This window comes from Streptomyces sp. AF1A, assembly GCF_047340315.1.
Classification (GTDB): Bacteria; Actinomycetota; Actinomycetes; order Streptomycetales; family Streptomycetaceae; genus Streptomyces.
In genome coordinates, this window is sequence record NZ_JBLEBI010000144.1 from 1 (window position 1) to 17,765 (window position 17,765).

Below are 17,765 nucleotides of genomic sequence, written 5' to 3' on the forward strand. Positions count from 1 at the left end.
GATCCCGTCGCCGGCCCGCTGCTCTCCCCCGCCCACCGGGAGCTGGCCCGCACCGCCGAGGTCTTCCTCGACCGCGCGGGCCAGGCCGGCCGCACGGCCGCCGAACTGGGCATCCACCGGCAGACCCTGTACTACCGCCTGTCCCGGGTGGAGCAGCTGACGGGCCTGGACCTGGACGACGGGGAGGACCGGCTGCTGCTGCACATGGCGCTGAAGCGGGCGCGGCTGTGAGCCGGTCCGACGGCGCCCCCTCGGCAGCGCGGGGTACGACGTGACAGGCCAGGCCGGCCTCGGCCGTCTCCGCGGGGACGGCCGGCCGGCACGTCAGCTCCTGCCGACTCCGTCGACGACGCGGCGCAGGCCCTCGGTGAGCTGCTCCGCGGTGGTCGCCGAGTCCGGGTCGAAGAGCCACTGGACCATGAGGCCCTGCAGCAGCGTCGTGTAGAAGCGGCCCTCGGTCTCCACGGTCTCCCTGTCCAGCTTCTCCTCGGGGACGCCGTTGAACAGCGGGACGATGCCCGAGCGGCCCTCCTCCTGCGCCGCGGCCAGCATCCTGCGCACCTCGGGCAGGCGGTCGCCCTGCAGGATGAGCTCGAAGCTCAGCAGCCAGATCGGACGGGCCTCGGGCACCGAGCCGATGATGTTGGCCCACACCTCGCGGAAGCGGTCCAGCGAGCCCGGAGCGGTCCGGGGCACCTCGCCCGCTCCCCACCCGGGTCCGTAGCGGTCCCCCATCTCCTGGACCAGCGACACATAGGCCTGCACCAGCAGCGCGTCCTTCGACCCGTAGTGGTAGCCGATCGACGCCAGGTTGGTGCCCGACTCCTTGACGATGTCCCGCGCGGTCGTGCGCAGGAACCCCTTCTCCAGCAGGCAGCGCTTGGCGCCTTCGAGCAGGTCTTCGCGGTGTCCCATGCGCCCCACCCTACCGTCGGTCCATACAACCGTCCTAGACGGATGACTTATACAGACGTTCTATACAAGCGTTTAATACGCCCGTACAGTCACCGGCATGACAAACTCGACGGGCACCACCACCTCGCTCGGCGCCGAAGGCGCCGCCCCCACCCGCGCCGGACGCCGCGAGTGGACCGCTCTCGGCGTGCTGATGCTGCCGCTGCTGCTGGTCTCGATGGACGTCTCGGTGCTGTACTTCGCCATCCCGGCGATCAGCGCCGACCTCGAACCGAGCGGCATCCAGCAACTGTGGATCTTCGACATCTACGGCTTCGTCCTGGCCGGCCTGCTGATGACCATGGGCGCGCTGGGCGACCGCGTCGGCCGCCGCAGGCTCCTCCTCATGGGCGCCGGGGCCTTCGGCGCCGCGTCCCTGACCGCGGCCTACGCGAGCAGCGCCGAGGTGCTGATCGCGGCCCGCGCGGTCCTCGGCATCGGCGGCGCGACCCTGATGCCGTCGACCATGGCGCTGGTCCGCACGATGTTCACCGACCCCGGCCAGCGCGCGAAGGCGATCGGCCTGTGGTCCGGCGTGATGACCGGTGGCATCGCCCTCGGCTCGGTGATGAGCGGCATCCTGGTGGAGCACTTCTGGTGGGGCTCGGTCTTCCTCGTCAACCTGCCCGCGATGGCCCTGCTGCTGATCCTCGGCCCGCTCCTGCTGCCGGAGTCACGCGACCCGCGGCCCGGCCGCTTCGACTGGCCGAGCGTCCCGCTGTCGATGGCCGCGGTCCTGCCCGTCATCTACGGCCTGAAGGAACTGCCGTCGGAGGGCTTCCGCGTCTCCTACGTCGTCTCGATCGCCGTCGGTCTGGTCTTCGCGGCCCTGTTCGTCCGCCGCCAGCGCACCGCCGCGTCCCCGATGATCGACCCGGCGCTCTTCCGCGGCCGCGGCTTCGCGCCCTCCGTGGTGCTCAACCTGGTCGCGTCGTTCGGGATGATGGGCTCCGCCTTCTTCACCACCCAGTACCTGCAGTCGGTGCTCGGCAAGAGCGCGATGGAGGCGGCCCTGTGGGCGCTGCTGCCCTCGGTGCCGATCGGCATGGCCGCACCGGCGGCGACCGCGCTGGTGCAGAAGGGCGTGAACCGCGCCCACGTCGTCGCCGCCGGCTTCGCGATCGCCGCGGCCGGCTACGCCCTGTTGGCCTTCGCGGACAGTGACGCCCTCTGGCTGGTCCTGGTCGCGTGCGGGGTCCTCGCCTCCGGGATCGTCATGGTCATCTCCCAGATCACCGACCTGGCCCTGAGCAGCGCGCCGGTGGAGCGGGCCGGTTCGGCGTCCTCCCTGATGGAGACCGGCGCGGAGTTCGGCGGGGCGCTCGGCATGGCGGTCCTCGGCTCGATCGGCACGGCGGTCTACCGCCACGACGTCCCGACCGCGGCGCCGGACGCGGCCCGCGAGACCCTCGGCGGCGCGCTCACCGTGGCCGGCCGGCTCCCGGGGCGCGCGGGAGACGCCCTGGCGGCGGCGGCCCGCGAGGCGTTCACCAGCGGGATGCAGGGCGCGGCGATCGCCGCCACCGTCCTGCTGGCGGCCGCGGCGCTGCTGGCGGCCCGGGCCTTGAGGTCGATCCGTGTGACCGAGGGGCAGGGGGTGACCGACAGGTAAGGGGTACCGAAGCGGCGCCGGACGGGCTGGGAGTGCCCGTCCGGCGCCGCTTCGTCGGCGGAGAATCCCGGTGGACGCCGTCCGGCCACGCACCGGTGTCTGATCACCGGCCCGGGCCCGCTCCGACGAGCTGAGCGCCGCCCGCGACCTGGACCTGTGGTGCAAGTCCGTCGAATCGCTGGGCCGGTCCCGGTCCGGCAGGACGGCTCCAGCAGGCGGAGCCGTATCCCGAGAGGGCTCACCCACGGCCGGCCGGCTCCGCGCCTCACCCTGCGATGGGTGCGACGGATGTGGGACGCCGGGCCGGATCCCAGCGACGTCGATCCACGAGAGAGGTGCCCCTGAACGAACACGACCGATGCACCGACGACGACCAGTCGAAGACCTCAAGGAAAGGACGACCATCATGGCCCTGGAGACCATGACCCCCGAACTCGCGCCGGCAGAGACCGCCGAGCCGGCGCCCGCAGGGGTCGAGAGCCCGGCCATCCCCCTCTACAACCGCATCGAGCGGTTCAACCACACCGGCAAGGTGCAGGAATTCAAGGTCCGCCCGGTGTCACCACGATCAACGCCCGCTGCTGGGGCGGCGGCAAGCAAGAGGGAAGCGGCGGGGGCGGGTTCGCCACCGGGGACATCGCGGTCCAGCCGGGCGAGATCCTGCTGGTCGTCGTCGACATGGGGGGCGGAGCGCCCGGTGGCGGCGGCATGAGCGGCCTGTACAGCCAGCGGCTCGGCAAGCCGCTCCTGATCGCCGGAGGCGGTGGTAGGAGCTTCAATGATGTTCCGGGTGGGGCAGGTGGCGGCACGCGTGGCTCGGACGGAACGCTGCGCGTGGAAAATGACCAAGGGACAGCGGCGCGGGGTGCATCGGGTTTTGCCCGTGGCAAGGGCGCGACCCCTGCCTGCACCGACAACTTCGGGGGCAGGGGCGGTGACACCGGCCAGAACGGCAGCGTCAGCGCCGGCAAGGAGGCCGGGGCCGCCTGGAGCCGGTGAACGTGACGGTCACCCTGCCCGAAGGCCGCCGCCTGCTCTGGGGCACACAGGCACAGGCCGACTACCAGCTGACCGTGCAGCAGTCCAACGGGACCAAGACCGCGTACCCCGGAGCCCTGTCCGGTGACGGTGGCTCGCTCACCTTCACCGACGTCGATCTGCACCTGCCCGGCACGACCACCGTCTGGGTCTGCGTGAGTGCCGGCCACGACGCCCGCCCGGCTCCACCGCCCTGACCTTCGACGTCGCGGGGAAGAAATCGCCCTCGACTCGGATCCTCGTCAGACCGGCCGTCACCGTCTCGGCGAGCGGCACCCCGGTGCTCGCGCCAAGGGGCGGGGAGGGCAAGTACCCCGGCGTCAAGGTGCGCAACAACGGTTCCACGAACCTCCCCCCGCAGACCGTTGTCGCGTCGCTGCCCAGCGGGTTCCGCTGGGGCGGGCCGAACGAGCCCGACCACCAGCTGACCGTCAGGGCCGGCAACAGAGACAATGTCGTCCACGTGGGCGCGCTCTCCGCCAACGGGACCGTCCTGACCTTCAAGGACGTCGATCTGCTGGTCGGCGACGCGGCGGGAACGGAGAGCATCATGTGGGTCTGCGTCAGCGCCACGGAGGATGCCCGCACCGGCGCCGCCACCGTGTCCTTCACCGTCGGTGACCAGACCTCCCCCTCCACCACGATCAACGTCACCTGACGCACGGGAGGCGGAACAGGCGAACGCCGGACGGGCGTCATCGGCCCGTCCGGCGTCCGGTGGCTGTGCGGCGTCCTCAGACCAGGTTCACCGACCGGGCCGACGTCGCCCCGATCTCGGAGGCCACCTCGGCCAGCACGCCGGAGCCCACCGTGTCGTCCACGGTGAGCACGGCGAGCGCCTCTCCGCCCGCCACCGCGCGCGCGACCTGCATGCCGGCGATGTTGATGCCCGCCTCGCCGAGGATGCGGCCGACGGTGCCGACGACACCCGGACGGTCCTCGTAGCGCAGGACGACCATGTGGTCGGCGAGCGCGAGGTCGACGTCGTAGTCGCCGACCGCGACGATCTTCTGGACGTGCTTCGGGCCGGCCAGCGTGCCGGAGACCGACACCTCCTCGCCGCCCGCCAGCGTGCCGCGCACGGTCACCACGTTGCGGTGGTCGGCGGACTCCGAGCTGGTGGTCAGGCGGACCTCGACCCCGCGCTCCTGCGCGAACAGCGGGGCGTTGACGTACGACACCGTCTCGTCCACGACGTCCTCGAACACGCCCTTGAGCGCGGACAGCTCCAGCACCTTCACGTCGTGCTGGGTGATCTCGCCGTAGACCTCGACGTCGAGGCGGACCGCGACCTCGCCGGCCAGCGCGGTGAAGATCCGGCCGAGGCGCTCGGCGAGCGGCAGACCGGGCTTGACGTCCTCGGCGATGACGCCGCCCTGGACGTTGACCGCGTCCGGCACCAGCTCACCGGCGAGCGCGAGGCGCACCGACTTGGCGACGGCGATGCCGGCCTTCTCCTGGGCCTCGTCGGTGGAGGCGCCGAGGTGCGGGGTGCAGACCACCTGGTCCAGCTCGAACAGCGGCGAGTCGGTGCACGGCTCCTTGGCGTACACGTCGAGGCCGGCGCCGGCGACCCGGCCCTCCTTCAGCGCCGCGTACAGCGCCTCCTCGTCGACGATGCCGCCGCGCGCGGCGTTGACGATGCGCACGCTCGGCTTGACCTTGCGCAGCGCCTCGTCGCCGATGAGGCCGAGGGTCTCGGGGGTCTTGGGCAGGTGGACGGTGATGAAGTCGGAGACCTCGAGCAGCTCGTCCAGGGACAGCACCTTGACGCCCATCTGCGCGGCCCGCGCGGGCTGCACGTAGGGGTCGTAGGCGACGACCTTCATGCCGAAGGCGGACATGCGCTGCGCGACGAGGGCGCCGATGCGGCCCAGGCCCACGACGCCCAGCGTCTTCTCGGCCAGCTCGACGCCCGTGTACTTGCTGCGCTTCCACTCGCCGTTCTTCAGCGCGGCGTTGGCCTGCGGGATGTTGCGGGCGGAGGACAGGAGCAGACCGCAGGCCAGCTCGGCGGCGGTGACGATGTTGGAGGTCGGGGCGTTGACGACCATCACGCCGGCCTTGGTGGCGGCGGAGACGTCGACGTTGTCCAGGCCGACGCCCGCGCGCGCGACGACCTTGAGCTTCTTGGCCGCCGCGATGGCCTCCGCGTCGACCTTCGTGGCGGAACGGATCAGGATCGCGTCGACGTCGGCGATGGCGGGGAGCAGTTCGGCTCGGTCGGCTCCGTTGCAGTGCCGGATCTCGAAGTCCGGGCCGAGGGCGTCGACGGTCGCGGGCGAAAGCTCTTCGGCGATGAGTACGACGGGTTTCGAGCTCACGTGAGTCCTCACAAGTCCAATGCGGACGGCCGTCCCGACGGCCGCTGGCGGTGGAGGGGTGCTAGCCGCGTGGAAGACGCACGACGCTGTGGGCCTGACGCGTATGTTGTGCAGCAGTCTAGTGGCGCCGCGGTCGTTGCATTACGCCGCTGCGGAAGGATCACCCGGACGGGGTTCTACGTTCCGTAGCCCTGCCGGCGGTGTGGAACGGGGGCCGGAGCAGCGTGCCCCGGCCCCCCTGACGCGAGGCTTACGCCTCCTCGTTCACCCAGCTCATCAGCTTGCGCAGCTGCTTGCCGGTGGTCTCCAGCAGGTGCTCGGAGTCCTGCTGCTTGTACTCGTTGTACTTCTTCAGGCCGCCGTGGTACTCGTCCATCCACTGCTGGGCGAAGGAGCCGTCCTGGATCTCGGCGAGGACCTTCTTCATCTCGGCCTTGGTGGCGTCGGTGATGATGCGCGGGCCGGTGACGTAGTCGCCCCACTCGGCGGTCTCGGAGATCGACCAGCGCATCTTCTCCAGGCCGCCCTCGTACATGAGGTCGACGATCAGCTTCAGCTCGTGCAGGCACTCGAAGTAGGCGATCTCAGGCTGGTAGCCGGCCTCGGTCAGGGTCTCGAAGCCCGCCTTGACCAGGGCGGCGGTGCCGCCGCAGAGCACGGCCTGCTCGCCGAAGAGGTCGGTCTCGGTCTCCTCGGTGAAGGTCGTCTTGATGACGCCGGCGCGGGTGCCGCCGATGCCCTTGGCGTACGACAGGGCCAGCGCGAAGGCGTTGCCGGACGCGTCCTGCTCGACGGCGGCGATGCACGGAACGCCGCGGCCCTCCTCGTACTGACGGCGCACCAGGTGGCCCGGGCCCTTCGGGGCGACCATGCACACGTCCACGCCGGCCGGGGGCTTGATGAAGCCGAAGCGGATGTTGAAGCCGTGGCCGAAGAACAGCGCGTCGCCGTCCTTCAGGTTCGGGGCGATGGACTCCTCGTAGACCTGGGCCTGGATCGGGTCCGGAACCAGGATCATGATGACGTCGGCCTCGGCGGCGGCCTCCGACGGGGTCACCACGCGCAGGCCCTGCTCCTCGGCCTTCGCCTTGGAGGTGGAGCCCTCGTGCAGACCGACCCGGACGTCGACACCGGAGTCGCGCAGCGACAGGGCGTGGGCGTGACCCTGGCTGCCGTAGCCGATCACGGCGACCTTGCGGCCCTGGATGATCGACAGATCGGCGTCAGCGTCGTAGAACAGCTCGGCCACTTTGGGTTCTCTCCTTGTGTGCAGGTGATGCGACCCACCGTATGACGGCGGGTGGGACGGAAGTCTCGGGGTCTCGGCATACGGGCGGTCGGCGACACGCCGACCGCCCCTTTCCAGCCTTACGCGGATCGGTCCAGAGCGCGCAGCGAACGGTCCGTGATCGAACGGGCGCCCCGGCCGATCGCGATCGTGCCGGACTGGACCAGCTCCTTGATGCCGAACGGCTCGAGCATCTTGAGCATGGCGGACAGCTTGTCGCCGGACCCGGTGGCCTCGATGGTCACGGCCTCCGGGGAGACGTCGACCGTCTTGGCGCGGAACAGCTGGACGATCTCCACGATCTGGGAGCGGGTCTCGTTGTCCGCGCGGACCTTCACCAGGACGAGTTCGCGCTGCACGGCCTGGCCCGGTTCCAGCTCGACGATCTTCAGCACGTTGACGAGCTTGTTGAGCTGCTTGGTCACCTGCTCCAGCGGCAGGTCCTCGACGTTCACCACGATGGTGATGCGGGAGATGTCGGGGTGCTCGGTGACGCCGACCGCGAGCGAGTCGATGTTGAAGCCGCGCCGGGAGAACAGGGCGGCGATCCGGGCGAGGATGCCCGGCGTGTTCTCCACCAGGACGGAGAGCGTGTGCTTGGACATGGTGTGTTCTGCTCTTCCTTGCCTGTTGAAGGTCAGTCGTCTTCGCTGTCGCCGAAGTCGGGGCGGACGTCCCGGGCGGCCATGATCTCGTCGTTGGAGGTGCCGGCGGCGACCATCGGCCACACCATCGCGTCCTCGTGGACGACGAAGTCGACGACCACGGGGCGGTCGTTGATGGAGTTGGCCTCCTGGATGACCTTGTCCAGGTCTTCCGGCCGCTCGCAGCGCAGGCCCACGCAGCCCATCGCCTCGGACAGCTTCACGAAGTCCGGCACGCGCGTGCCGCGGGCCTCCGGGTTGACGTCGTCGGGGCCGCTGTGCAGCACGGTGTTGGAGTAGCGCTGGTTGTAGAAGAGGGTCTGCCACTGGCGGACCATCCCGAGGGCGCCGTTGTTGATGATGGCGACCTTGATCGGGATGTTGTTCAGGGCGCAGGTGGTCAGCTCCTGATTGGTCATCTGGAAGCAGCCGTCGCCGTCGACCGCCCAGACCGTACGGCCCGGCTGCCCGGCCTTGGCGCCCATGGCGGCCGGCACCGCGTAGCCCATCGTCCCGGCGCCGCCGGAGTTGAGCCAGGTGGCGGGCGTGTCGTACTGGATGAAGTGCGCGGCCCACATCTGGTGCTGGCCGACGCCCGCCGCGAAGATCGTGCCCTCGGGCGCGAGCTGCCCGATGCGCTCGATGACCTGCTGCGGCGAGAGCGAGCCGTCCTCGGGCAGGTCGTACCCGAGCGGGTAGGTCTCGCGCCAGCGGTTGAGGTCGCTCCACCAGGCGGTGTAGTCGCCCTTGTGGCCCTCACTGTGCTCCTTCTGCACGGCCTGGACCAGGTCGGCGAGGACCTCGCGGGCGTCACCCACGATCGGCACGTCGGCGGCGCGGTTCTTGCCGATCTCCGCCGGGTCGATGTCGGCGTGGACGATCTTGGCGTACGGGGCGAAGCTGTCCAGCTTGCCGGTGACGCGGTCGTCGAAGCGGGCTCCGAGGGCGACGATCAGGTCGGCCTTCTGCAGCGCGGTGACGGCGGTGACCGCACCGTGCATGCCCGGCATTCCCACGTGCAGCGGGTGGCTGTCGGGGAACGCGCCGAGCGCCATCAGGGTGGTGGTGACGGGCGCTCCGGTGAGCTCGGCGAGGACCTTGAGCTCGGCGGTGGCGTGTGCCTTGATGACACCGCCGCCGACGTAGAGGACGGGCCGCCTGGCGGCGGTGATGAGCTTCGCGGCCTCGCGGATCTGCTTGGCGTGCGGCTTGGTCACCGGGCGGTAGCCGGGCAGGTCCATCACCGGCGGCCAGGAGAAGGTGGTCCTCGCCTGGAGGGCGTCCTTGGCGATGTCGACCAGGACCGGGCCGGGGCGGCCGGTGGAGGCGATGTGGAAGGCCTGCGCGATCACGCGCGGGATGTCGTCGGCCTTGGTGACCAGGAAGTTGTGCTTGGTGATCGGCATCGTGATGCCGACGATGTCCGCCTCCTGGAAGGCGTCCGTGCCGATCGCCCGGGAGGCCACCTGCCCGGTGATCGCCACGAGCGGCACCGAGTCCATGTGGGCGTCCGCGATCGGGGTGACCAGGTTGGTGGCGCCCGGGCCCGACGTGGCCATGCAGACGCCGACCTTGCCGGTGGCCTGCGCGTACCCCGTGGCGGCGTGGCCGGCGCCCTGCTCGTGGCGGACCAGGACGTGCCGCACCCGGTTCGAGTCCATCAGCGGGTCGTAGGCCGGCAGGATCGCGCCGCCGGGAATGCCGAATACCGTGTCCGCGCCGACCTCCTCGAGGGAGCGGATGAGGGACTGCGCACCCGTGACGTGCTCGACGGTGGCGGAGTGCTGTCCTCCGGATCGGGGCCGCGGCTGCGGATGGTGGGCCCCGGTGGCCTGCTCGGTCATCGGCATTCTCTTCTCGATGCTGAGGGTTTTTGCGAGGTTCGTGCGGAGTTCAAGCGCTGCACGGGAGGCACTCGTGCAACAAAAAACCCCTCGTGCCGCAAGGCAAGCGAGGGGAGCGCGCCGGTGAGGTCGCTGGGGATTCCGGATCGTCCTCCGGTGGGTCCCAGCTCAGCCGACGCGCTGTCCAAGTACGAGAATTCGGGTGCGCATGGAACTGACCCTCTCCCTGGCACGCACCACGTGTCAAGTGGGTGGGACGGGCGTCTCAGAATGTGAACGATGAGCACTGCCGCCTCCGAGGACAGCGGTAACACCCCCTGTGTACACCCCCGAGGCCTTCCCTGCGAAGGCCGGTTCGGCCGGCGTGCGGGGCACCGGATAGTGGCCCGATCCGAGTGCCCGGCGCAGCCGGTACTCGTCCAGCGCTCCGGCGAACGCCATGCCCTGCGCGTGCGTGCAGCCCATGGCGCGCAGGGCGGCCACCTGACCGGGCAGGTCCACGCCCTCGGCGACGCACTGGAGCCCCAGGTCGCCGGCGATCCGCAGCAGGCCGCTGGTGATCTTGTGCAGCCGCGGGGACTCGACCACGCCCTCGACCAGGCTGCGGTCGAGCTTGAGGACGTCCACGGGCAGCCTTCTGAGGGCGGTGATCGCCGCGTGGCCGCTGCCGACGCCGTCCAGCGCGATCCGCACCCCGAGCCGGCTGAGCGCGGTCAGCCGGCGCTCCAGCTCGTCCGGGGAGAGCCGCGGGTCCGTGTCGGACAGCTCGACGACCAGCGCCCCCGGCGGCAGCCCGTGGCGGGACAGCAGCGCCTCCACGGAGGCCGGCCGCAGCGAGCGGTCCAGCAGCCGCCGGGCGCTCATCCGCACCGCCACCGGTACGACGAGCCCGGTCGCCGCCCGCTCGGCGGCCTGCTCCACGGCCTCGTGGAGGATCCAGCGGTCCAGCTCGGCGGTCTTGTCGCCGTCCTCGGCTACCCGCAGGAACTCGGCCGGGGTGAACAGCACCCCCTGCGAGGAGCGCCAGCGCGCCTGCGCCGAGACCGCCGTGATCCGGCCGGTCTCCAGGCACACCACCGGCTGGTGCAGCAGCGTGAACTCGCCCTCGTGCAGCGCGGCGCGCAGCCGGGTGGCCAGCTCCGCCTTGCGGACGACGTCCTGCTGCATCTGCGGCCGGTACAGCTCCACCCGACCCTTCCCCGCCGACTTCGCGCGGTACATCGCGAGGTCGGCGTTGCGCAGCAGCTCGCCCGCGCCGAGACCCGGTTCGGCGAAGGCGACGCCGATGGAGGCGTTGACGCGGACATCGTTGCCGTCGATCGAGTACGGCTGGGAGAGGGTCACCCTGAGGCGGTCGGCGAGCTCCAGGATGTTGCGCTCCCGGGCGGCACGGTCCCGGGCGCCGTCGCCGGCGATCAGGGCCGCGAACTCGTCGCCGCCCAGCCGGGACGCGGTGTCGCCCTGCCGGACCCCGTCCTGGAGTCTGCGGGCGGCCTGGACGAGCAGTTCGTCCCCGGCCTGGTGCCCGATCGTGTCGTTGACGGCCTTGAAGCCGTCCAGGTCGATGAAGAGCACGGCCGTGCCCAGCAGGGCGGCGCCCCGGTCGGTGGCCCGGCGCCCGGACAGGGCCTGCTGGACGCGCCGGGTGAACAGCGCCCGGTTGGGCAGGTCGGTCAGCGGGTCGTGCTCGGCGTTGTGCTGCAGCTGTGCCTGCAGGCGCACCCGCTCGGTCACGTCCCGGCTGTTGAAGATCAGGCCGCCGTGGTGCCGGTTGACGGTGGACTCGACGTTGAGCCAGCCGCCGTCACCGGAGCGGAAGCGGCACTCGATGCGCGTGGTGGGTTCCTCCAGCGGGCTGGCGGCGAGGAAGCGGCGCACCTCGTGCACCACACGGCCCAGGTCCTCCGGGTGGATGAGCGCGGCCAGTTCGGTGCCCACCAGCTCCTCGGCGGGCCGGCCGTAGACCCCGGCGGCCGCCGGGGAGACGTACCGCAGGATGCCGTTGGGCGCGGCGATCATGATGACGTCGCTGGAGCCCTGCACCAGGGAGCGGAAGTGGTTCTCCTTCTGCGCCAGTTCCTGGGTGAGGGTGATGTTGTCCAGCAGCATGATGCCCTGCCGGATGACGAGCGCGAGCACCACGGCGCCCGCGGTGATCAGCACGACGTGGTCGGGTCTGCGGCCGTTGAGGACGTTGTACAGGATGCCCAGGGTGCACACGGCGGCGGCGAGGTACGGGGTGAGGGCGGCGAGGGAGCCGGTGATCGGGCGCCCGGCCGGATACCGGCCGTGGTCGCCTCCCGGGGCGGGCACCGGCACGGGGCGGCCGGCGCCGCGGTGTCCGGGTACGTGCTCGTGCACCACGCGCGTGTGCCCGTCCGACGCCCGCTCCTCCGTTCGCCCGTGCCGGGGAGTGGCCCAGGGGGCGTAGGCGAGCAGCAGCGAGCCGGCGAACCAGCCCGCGTCCAGCAACTGCCCGGAGTGGTAACTGCTGTGCATCAGCGGCGAGGTGAACAGCGCGTCGCACATCACGGTCAGGGCCAGCGCGCCAATCGCGGTGTTCACCGCCGTGCGGTTGCCCGGGGCGCGGCGGAAGTGCAGCGCCAGCACCATGCTGACGAGCGCGATGTCGAGCAGCGGGTACGCCAGCGACAGCGCGGTGTGCGCCACGCTGGGCCCGTCGAACCGGGCCGCCTGGGCGAGCGCGAGACTCCACGACAGGGTGAGCAGCGAGCCGCCGATCAGCCAGGCGTCCAGCGCGAGGCAGATCCAGCCGGCCTTCGTCACCGGCCGCTTGGCGAGCACGAGCAGGCCCACGATGGCGGGCGGCGCGAAGCACAGGAAGAACAGGTCGGCGTAGGAGGGGCTGGGCACGGGCCGTCCCAGGACGACCTCGTACCACCCCCAGATCGCGTTGCCCAGGGCCGCCATCGTGGAGGAGAGGGAGAACAGCAGCCAGGCCGAGCGGAAGCGCACGCGTGGGCTGCGGGCGTACAGGAAGCAGGAGACGGCGGCGGCGCCGGCCGCGGCGCTCAGCCCGAAGTCGCCCATGACCAGCGCGACTTCCTCCGTGCCCCAGTCGAACGCGGCGCCGACGGCGTACCCCGCGCAGATCAGGGCCAGGACGAGCTGCTCGGAGGTGCGTGTGCGCCCCCCGGCGGCCGGCCTGCGGGGCGGTGGCGCCCCCTGCGGGTGCGGTGCGCGCACCGCCTCGTCGAGCGTGGTCGTCGCGGAGGGGGGCGCACTCACCGGGGCCTCCCGCTCCGCGCTCCCGCGTCCCGCCGGTCCCGGTGTGCTGGGTGCGCATGCCTCCTGCGGCCGCTGTGCCGGCGCTGGTGGTGGTTGTGGTGGCCGGTGTGATGGCCGCGTCTGCGTGCGGCCGTGCGCCAGGGTCGCCGTCGGCGGCTCCGCCGCGTCGGATCGTTCGTCCATAGGCCGTGCATCGCCCGTCGCCCCCCTCACAGAGCTGAAATGTCATCCCCGGCGCCGAACGGTCGGCGGCAGCCCCTGTCGGGACGATACACCAGTATCGTCACTCAGGGACATAGCTTCTCTACGCTCCGTGACGACCAGCGGGGATACGGGCACGGACCGCGTCCGGGAGGTTGCGGAGGGTGCCGGAAACGGAGTCCCGTCAGTCCGCGCCCGTCGTCACCATCACGTTGCGCAGGGGCTCCTGGTTCACGAACCGGGTCAACTGGTCGACGAGCAGCCGCTTGGCGCGCGGCAGGAAGGCCGATGTGGGGCCGCCCATGTGGGGGCTGATGAGCACGCCGGGGGCCTGCCAGAGCGGGTGTCCGGGCGGCAGCGGCTCGGGGTCCGTGACGTCCAGGGCCGCGCTGAGCCGGCCGCTCTCCAGCTCCATGAGCAGGGCCTTCGTGTCGACGACGGGCCCGCGCGCCACGTTCACCAGCAGCGCCCCGTCCTTCATCCGCGCCAGGAAGTCGGCGTCGGCCAGGCCCCGCGTCTCGGCCGTCAAGGGCGTGGAGAGGATCACGACGTCGGCGTGTGGAAGCAGAGAAGGCAATTCGGTGAGCGGATGCACGGGACCGCGCGCTGTGGTGCGCTCGGAGCGCGCGACGCGCGCCACCCGCGCAACCTCGAAGGGCACGAGCCGGTCCTCGATGGCGGCGCCGATGGAGCCGTAGCCGACGATGAGGACCGTCCTGTCGGCGAGGGCGGGCCTGAATCCGCCGAGCCACTCCCCGCGCTCCTGGGCCCGTACGAAGTCCGGGACGCCGCGCAGGGAGGCGAGGACCAGGGTCAGGGCCAGTTCGGCGGTACTCGCCTCGTGCACGCCGCGCGCGTTGCACAGCCGCACGCCCGGGTGCAGGTGCCGCAGGCCCGGCTGCACGTGGTCGACGCCTGCCGACAGCGTCTGCACGACCTCGACGCGGACCATCCGCGGCAGTGGGCGCAGCCCGATCCCGGCGGGCTTCATGTAGGGCACCACGTAGAAGGAGCAGTCGCCCGGGTCGGCCGGGAACTGCTCACCCCCGTCCCAGAACAGGTACCGGGGCCCCTCCGGAAGCCCCTCGATCTCCTCCGGCGCGATGGGAAGCCATACGTCTGCACTCATGGTCAGGAGGCTATGTCAGGCACGCGCGCGTGCAGAGGTTAGGTTGGGGGCCGGGCAGAGGGAGGTTCACGAGCAGGTGGAGCGCAGGACGATCGGCGCGGGGGCGCTCGCGGTGGGGTCCGTCGGACTCGGGTGCATGCCGATGAGCTGGGCGTACAGCGGGTCCATGCAGCGCGGGGACGAGTCGCTGAGATGCGTGCACCGGGCGCTGGACCTGGGCTCGACGCTGCTGGACACCGCGGACATGTACGGCCCGTTCACCAACGAGCTGCTGCTGGGCCGGGTGCTCAAGGAGCGGCGCGCGGACGCCTTCGTGTCCACGAAGGTGGGGCTGCTGGTGGGCGAGCAGCACATCGTGGCCAACGGCCGCCCCGGCTACGTGAAGCGGGCCTGCGACGCCTCGCTGCGCCGCCTGCAGACGGACGTGATCGACCTCTACCAGCTGCACCGCGCCGACCCGGAGGTGCCGGTCGAGGAGACCTGGGGCGCCATGGCCGAGCTGGTGCGGGCGGGGAAGGTGCGGGCGCTGGGCCTGTGCGCGGTCGGGGCGCGCGGCGGGCGCCGCTCGGGTGCCGGGCTGCACGACGCCACGCTCCGCCAGTTGCAGCGCGTGCAGCAGGTGTTCCCGGTCTCCGCGGTGCAGGCGGAGCTGTCGGTGTGGTCACCGGAAGCCCTGCAGGCGCTCCTTCCGTGGTGCGAGGCGCGGGGCGTGGGCCTCCTCGCGGCGATGCCGCTGGGCAACGGCTTCCTGACCGGCACACTGACCCCGGGCGAGGGCTTCGAGCCGGACGACGTGCGCGCCCGGCATCCCCGGTTCACCGCCGAGATGATGGCGGCCAACCAGCCGATCGTGGCCGGCCTGCGCCGGATCGCCCGGCGCCACGGCGAGCACGTCACCCCGGCGCAGGTGGCCCTCGCCTGGGTGCTGGCCCAGGGCCGCCACGTGATCGCGCTGCCCGGCACCAAACAGGCCCGCTGGGCCGCCGAGAACGCGGCGGCGGCCGACCTGCGGCTGACCGACGAGGACCTGGCGGAGGTGTCCCGCCTGCCGGCGGCCCAGGGGTCGTGGGACTGACGGGGCGCTGTCGGGCCCTGACGGGACGCCGACGGGGCACTGACGGGACGCCGACGGGATCGGGACCGGGCCGGGCCGGCCGGGGGGTTCGGCGAGGCGGGGGCCACCCCGGCCCACGCCCCCTCCCCGGGCGCACCGCCCGAAGGCCGCAGCCCGGCCACCCCGCCCGATCACGGCGCCTACCGCTCAGGGCCACCGATGGACGGGACGCGGACCGCACACCGCCGGGAGCACGGCGCGGAGGTTCCGGCGGTCGGTTGGCGTCAATCGGGAACCCGGGCGGGGTCGGCGGTGTATGAGAGGTACGAGACCTGCCGCTGGATCGCCGCCCCGGAGGGACCATGATCGTGCAACGTCGAGCTGTGACGGCCGTGTTGGCCGCGGCCGCCCTGCTGCTGACGGCCGGGTGCTCGTCCGGCGGGAGCGATTCCCCGGGCGACAGCGGCGGTACGGCGCGCGGGGGCACCGCCGCGTCCGGTGCGGCCACCGAGTCGGCCGCACCGGCCAAGGGCTCGGTGAAGGTGCTGCGCACGGTGGCGGAGGCTCTGAGGACGCCCTGGGGTCTGGCGGCGCTGCCGGACGGCGCTCTGCTGGTCTCCTCCCGTGACGACGGGACGATCACGCGGATCGACGCGAAGACGGGCCGGAAGACGGAGCTGGGCACGGTCTCCGGGGTCTCCCCGGCCGGCGAGGGCGGTCTGCTGGGTATCGCCCTGTCCCCCGGCTACGCCTCGGACCACATGATCTACGCCTACTTCACCTCGGCCTCGGACAACCGCATCGTCCGCATGCTGTACGACGAGCGGAAGCCGGCCGGTGAGCAACTGGGCGCCCCGGACACGGTGTTCAAGGGCATCCCCAAGGGCCCCATCCACAACGGCGGCCGGATCGCCTTCGGCCCGGACGGCATGCTCTACGCGGGCACCGGCGAGAGCGGCCTGCGCGGTCTGGCGCAGGACAGGAAGTCCCTGGGCGGCAAGATCCTGCGCTTGACCCCGGAGGGCGACCCGGCACCGGGCAACCCCTTCCCCGGCTCTCCCGTGTACTCGTACGGCCACCGCAATGTGCAGGGCCTGGCCTGGGACGACAGACAGCGGCTGTTCGCCTCGGAGTTCGGCCAGGACACCTGGGACGAGCTGAACGCCATCAGGCCCGGCGGCAACTACGGCTGGCCGGACGCCGAGGGCACGTCGTCCGACAGCCGCTTCCAGAGCCCGCTGGCCCAGTGGCACACCGACGACGCCTCCCCGAGCGGCATCGCCTCTCTGCACGGGGTGATCTGGATGGCGTCCCTGAAGGGCCAGCGCCTGTGGCGGATTCCGCTGCGCGGCACACAGGCCGCGGCCCCCCCGCAGGCCTTCCTCACCGGCACCTACGGCCGCCTGCGCACGGTGGCCGCGGCGGGCGGCGACAAGATCTGGCTGGTCACGAGCAACACGGACGGCCGCGGCAGACCCAAGAAGGGCGACGACCGGGTGCTGGAGCTGGAGGTGAAGTAGCCGTCGGGCCTGCCGCCGTCACGCCTCGTCCGGCTCCGCCTGCGCGGCGGGGGCCGGCGGCGCGGGCAACCGGATGACCGCCTTGCCGGACGCGAGATCGATGGGACCGCGCCCTGGGTCGCTGTCCCCGACGTCCTCGCGGGTCAGCTCGAGACGGTTCTGTTCCTCCCGGGTGTGCTTGCGGCTGGGCGCGAACAGCTCATCGAAGGCGTCGAACACGGCTTCTCCCCCCTGCCGGTTCCCCCAGCGTAAGCCTCGGCCCACGGTCCCGTGCTGCCGTCCTCATCCCGCCACGAGCCGGTCCTCGGTGTCCGCGGGGAACAGCCCGAGCCGGTGGGCCACCGCCGCCGCCTCGCCGCGGCCCGAGACGCCGAGCTTGCTGAGGATGTTGGAGACGTGGACGCTCGCGGTCTTCGGGGAGATGAAGAGTTCCTCGGCTATCTGACGGTTGGTGCGGCCCGCCGAGACCAGCCGGAGCACGTCCCGCTCCCGGCTGGTGAGGCCGAGGGCCGCGGCCGGGTCGGCGGGGGCGAGCGCCTCGCGGGGCGTACGGGTGAGGGTGAGGCGGGCGCGCTGGGCGAGGTGGGCGACGGCGTCGGCGAGCGGGCGGGCGCCGAGGTGCCCGGCCACGGCCGCGGCCAGCCGGAGCAGTTCCAGGGCGCGGTCGCGCTCGTCGTCGCCGCCTTCGGCCAGCAGCGCGCCGGCGAGGCGGTGGCGCACGCGCGCGAGGTCGTAGGGGCGGTCCAGGCATTCGAAGGCGGTGACCAGCGGTGCCCAGGTGTCGGTCGTGTCCTGGCCCTGCGCACGCAGCAGTTCGGCGCGGGCCCACTCGTCGTAGGCCCGCCACAGGGGCACACCGGTGGTGAGGTTCTTCAGGGCCGACGAGAGCCGGTCGAGGATCTCGGCGC

Annotated in this window: 17 protein-coding genes; 8 read left to right on the forward strand and 9 right to left on the reverse strand. The window is 71.9% G+C overall.

The window, feature by feature from the left end; translation table 11 throughout:
- Window positions 1–231 (forward strand): PucR family transcriptional regulator (locus tag ACLU3S_RS28100; protein WP_413954755.1); only part of this gene is annotated, 231 nt, incomplete at its 5' end.
- Window positions 232–324: 93 nt separating this feature from the next.
- Here ACLU3S_RS28100 and ACLU3S_RS28105 read toward each other — a convergent pair.
- Entirely contained in the window at window positions 325–915 is a 591-nt protein-coding gene (locus ACLU3S_RS28105; protein ID WP_413954756.1) for a TetR/AcrR family transcriptional regulator, read from the reverse strand.
- 97 nt (window positions 916–1,012) lie between these two features.
- Here ACLU3S_RS28105 and ACLU3S_RS28110 point away from each other — a divergent pair, with 97 nt between their 5' ends.
- The 5 genes from ACLU3S_RS28110 to ACLU3S_RS28130 all read left to right on the forward strand — a co-directional run bounded on the left by ACLU3S_RS28110 (window position 1,013) and on the right by ACLU3S_RS28130 (window position 4,262).
- Window positions 1,013–2,566 (forward strand): MFS transporter, encoded by a 1,554-nt coding sequence (locus ACLU3S_RS28110; RefSeq protein ID WP_413954757.1) that lies wholly within the window; start codon window positions 1,013–1,015, stop codon window positions 2,564–2,566.
- A gap of 406 nt (window positions 2,567–2,972) precedes the next feature.
- The gene (locus ACLU3S_RS28115; protein ID WP_413954758.1) at window positions 2,973–3,278 is read left to right on the forward strand and encodes a hypothetical protein; all 306 of its coding nucleotides are present in this window, start codon (window positions 2,973–2,975) and stop codon (window positions 3,276–3,278) included.
- Window positions 3,275–3,565, forward strand: a complete 291-nt coding sequence (locus tag ACLU3S_RS28120; protein ID WP_413954759.1) for a hypothetical protein — start codon at window positions 3,275–3,277, stop codon at window positions 3,563–3,565. Before ACLU3S_RS28115 ends, ACLU3S_RS28120 begins: the two co-directional genes overlap by 4 nt.
- 2 nt (window positions 3,566–3,567) lie before the next feature.
- Window positions 3,568–3,801 (forward strand): hypothetical protein, encoded by a 234-nt coding sequence (locus ACLU3S_RS28125; RefSeq protein ID WP_413954760.1) that lies wholly within the window; start codon window positions 3,568–3,570, stop codon window positions 3,799–3,801.
- A gap of 83 nt (window positions 3,802–3,884) precedes the next feature.
- Window positions 3,885–4,262, forward strand: a complete 378-nt coding sequence (locus ACLU3S_RS28130) for a hypothetical protein (protein WP_413954761.1) — start codon at window positions 3,885–3,887, stop codon at window positions 4,260–4,262.
- 76 nt (window positions 4,263–4,338) lie between these two features.
- On the opposite strand, the gene serA is transcribed toward ACLU3S_RS28130, so the two are convergent.
- The 6 genes from serA to ACLU3S_RS28160 form a co-directional block, all read right to left on the reverse strand.
- A complete protein-coding gene (serA, locus tag ACLU3S_RS28135; protein ID WP_413954762.1) occupies window positions 4,339–5,928 on the reverse strand; it encodes a phosphoglycerate dehydrogenase in 1,590 nt (529 codons plus the stop codon).
- Window positions 5,929–6,178: 250 nt separating this feature from the next.
- Window positions 6,179–7,177, reverse strand: coding sequence for a ketol-acid reductoisomerase (ilvC, locus tag ACLU3S_RS28140; protein ID WP_413954763.1), 999 nt, complete (start codon window positions 7,175–7,177; stop codon window positions 6,179–6,181).
- A gap of 119 nt (window positions 7,178–7,296) precedes the next feature.
- Entirely contained in the window at window positions 7,297–7,821 is a 525-nt protein-coding gene (ilvN, locus tag ACLU3S_RS28145) for an acetolactate synthase small subunit (protein WP_413954764.1), read from the reverse strand.
- 32 nt (window positions 7,822–7,853) lie between these two features.
- A complete protein-coding gene (locus ACLU3S_RS28150) occupies window positions 7,854–9,704 on the reverse strand; it encodes an acetolactate synthase large subunit (RefSeq protein ID WP_413954765.1) in 1,851 nt (616 codons plus the stop codon).
- Window positions 9,705–9,947: 243 nt separating this feature from the next.
- On the reverse strand, window positions 9,948–12,953 hold the full coding sequence (locus tag ACLU3S_RS28155) for a putative bifunctional diguanylate cyclase/phosphodiesterase (protein WP_413954766.1): 3,006 nt from the start codon (window positions 12,951–12,953) through the stop codon (window positions 9,948–9,950).
- A gap of 385 nt (window positions 12,954–13,338) precedes the next feature.
- The gene (locus ACLU3S_RS28160; RefSeq protein WP_413954767.1) at window positions 13,339–14,283 is read right to left on the reverse strand and encodes a 2-hydroxyacid dehydrogenase; all 945 of its coding nucleotides are present in this window, start codon (window positions 14,281–14,283) and stop codon (window positions 13,339–13,341) included.
- Between the two features lie 76 nt (window positions 14,284–14,359).
- Here ACLU3S_RS28160 and ACLU3S_RS28165 point away from each other — a divergent pair, with 76 nt between their 5' ends.
- On the forward strand, window positions 14,360–15,358 hold the full coding sequence (locus tag ACLU3S_RS28165) for an aldo/keto reductase (protein WP_413954768.1): 999 nt from the start codon (window positions 14,360–14,362) through the stop codon (window positions 15,356–15,358).
- 341 nt (window positions 15,359–15,699) lie between these two features.
- Window positions 15,700–16,857, forward strand: a complete 1,158-nt coding sequence (locus ACLU3S_RS28170; protein WP_413954769.1) for a PQQ-dependent sugar dehydrogenase — start codon at window positions 15,700–15,702, stop codon at window positions 16,855–16,857.
- Between the two features lie 18 nt (window positions 16,858–16,875).
- Here the strand turns inward: ACLU3S_RS28170 and ACLU3S_RS28175 are convergent, their stop codons facing one another.
- Both ACLU3S_RS28175 and ACLU3S_RS28180 read right to left on the reverse strand, forming a co-directional pair.
- Entirely contained in the window at window positions 16,876–17,076 is a 201-nt protein-coding gene (locus tag ACLU3S_RS28175) for a DUF6191 domain-containing protein (RefSeq protein ID WP_413954770.1), read from the reverse strand.
- A 63-nt stretch (window positions 17,077–17,139) separates the two neighbouring features.
- The coding region (locus tag ACLU3S_RS28180; protein WP_413954771.1) for a helix-turn-helix domain-containing protein at window positions 17,140–17,765 on the reverse strand (626 nt) is incomplete at its 5' end.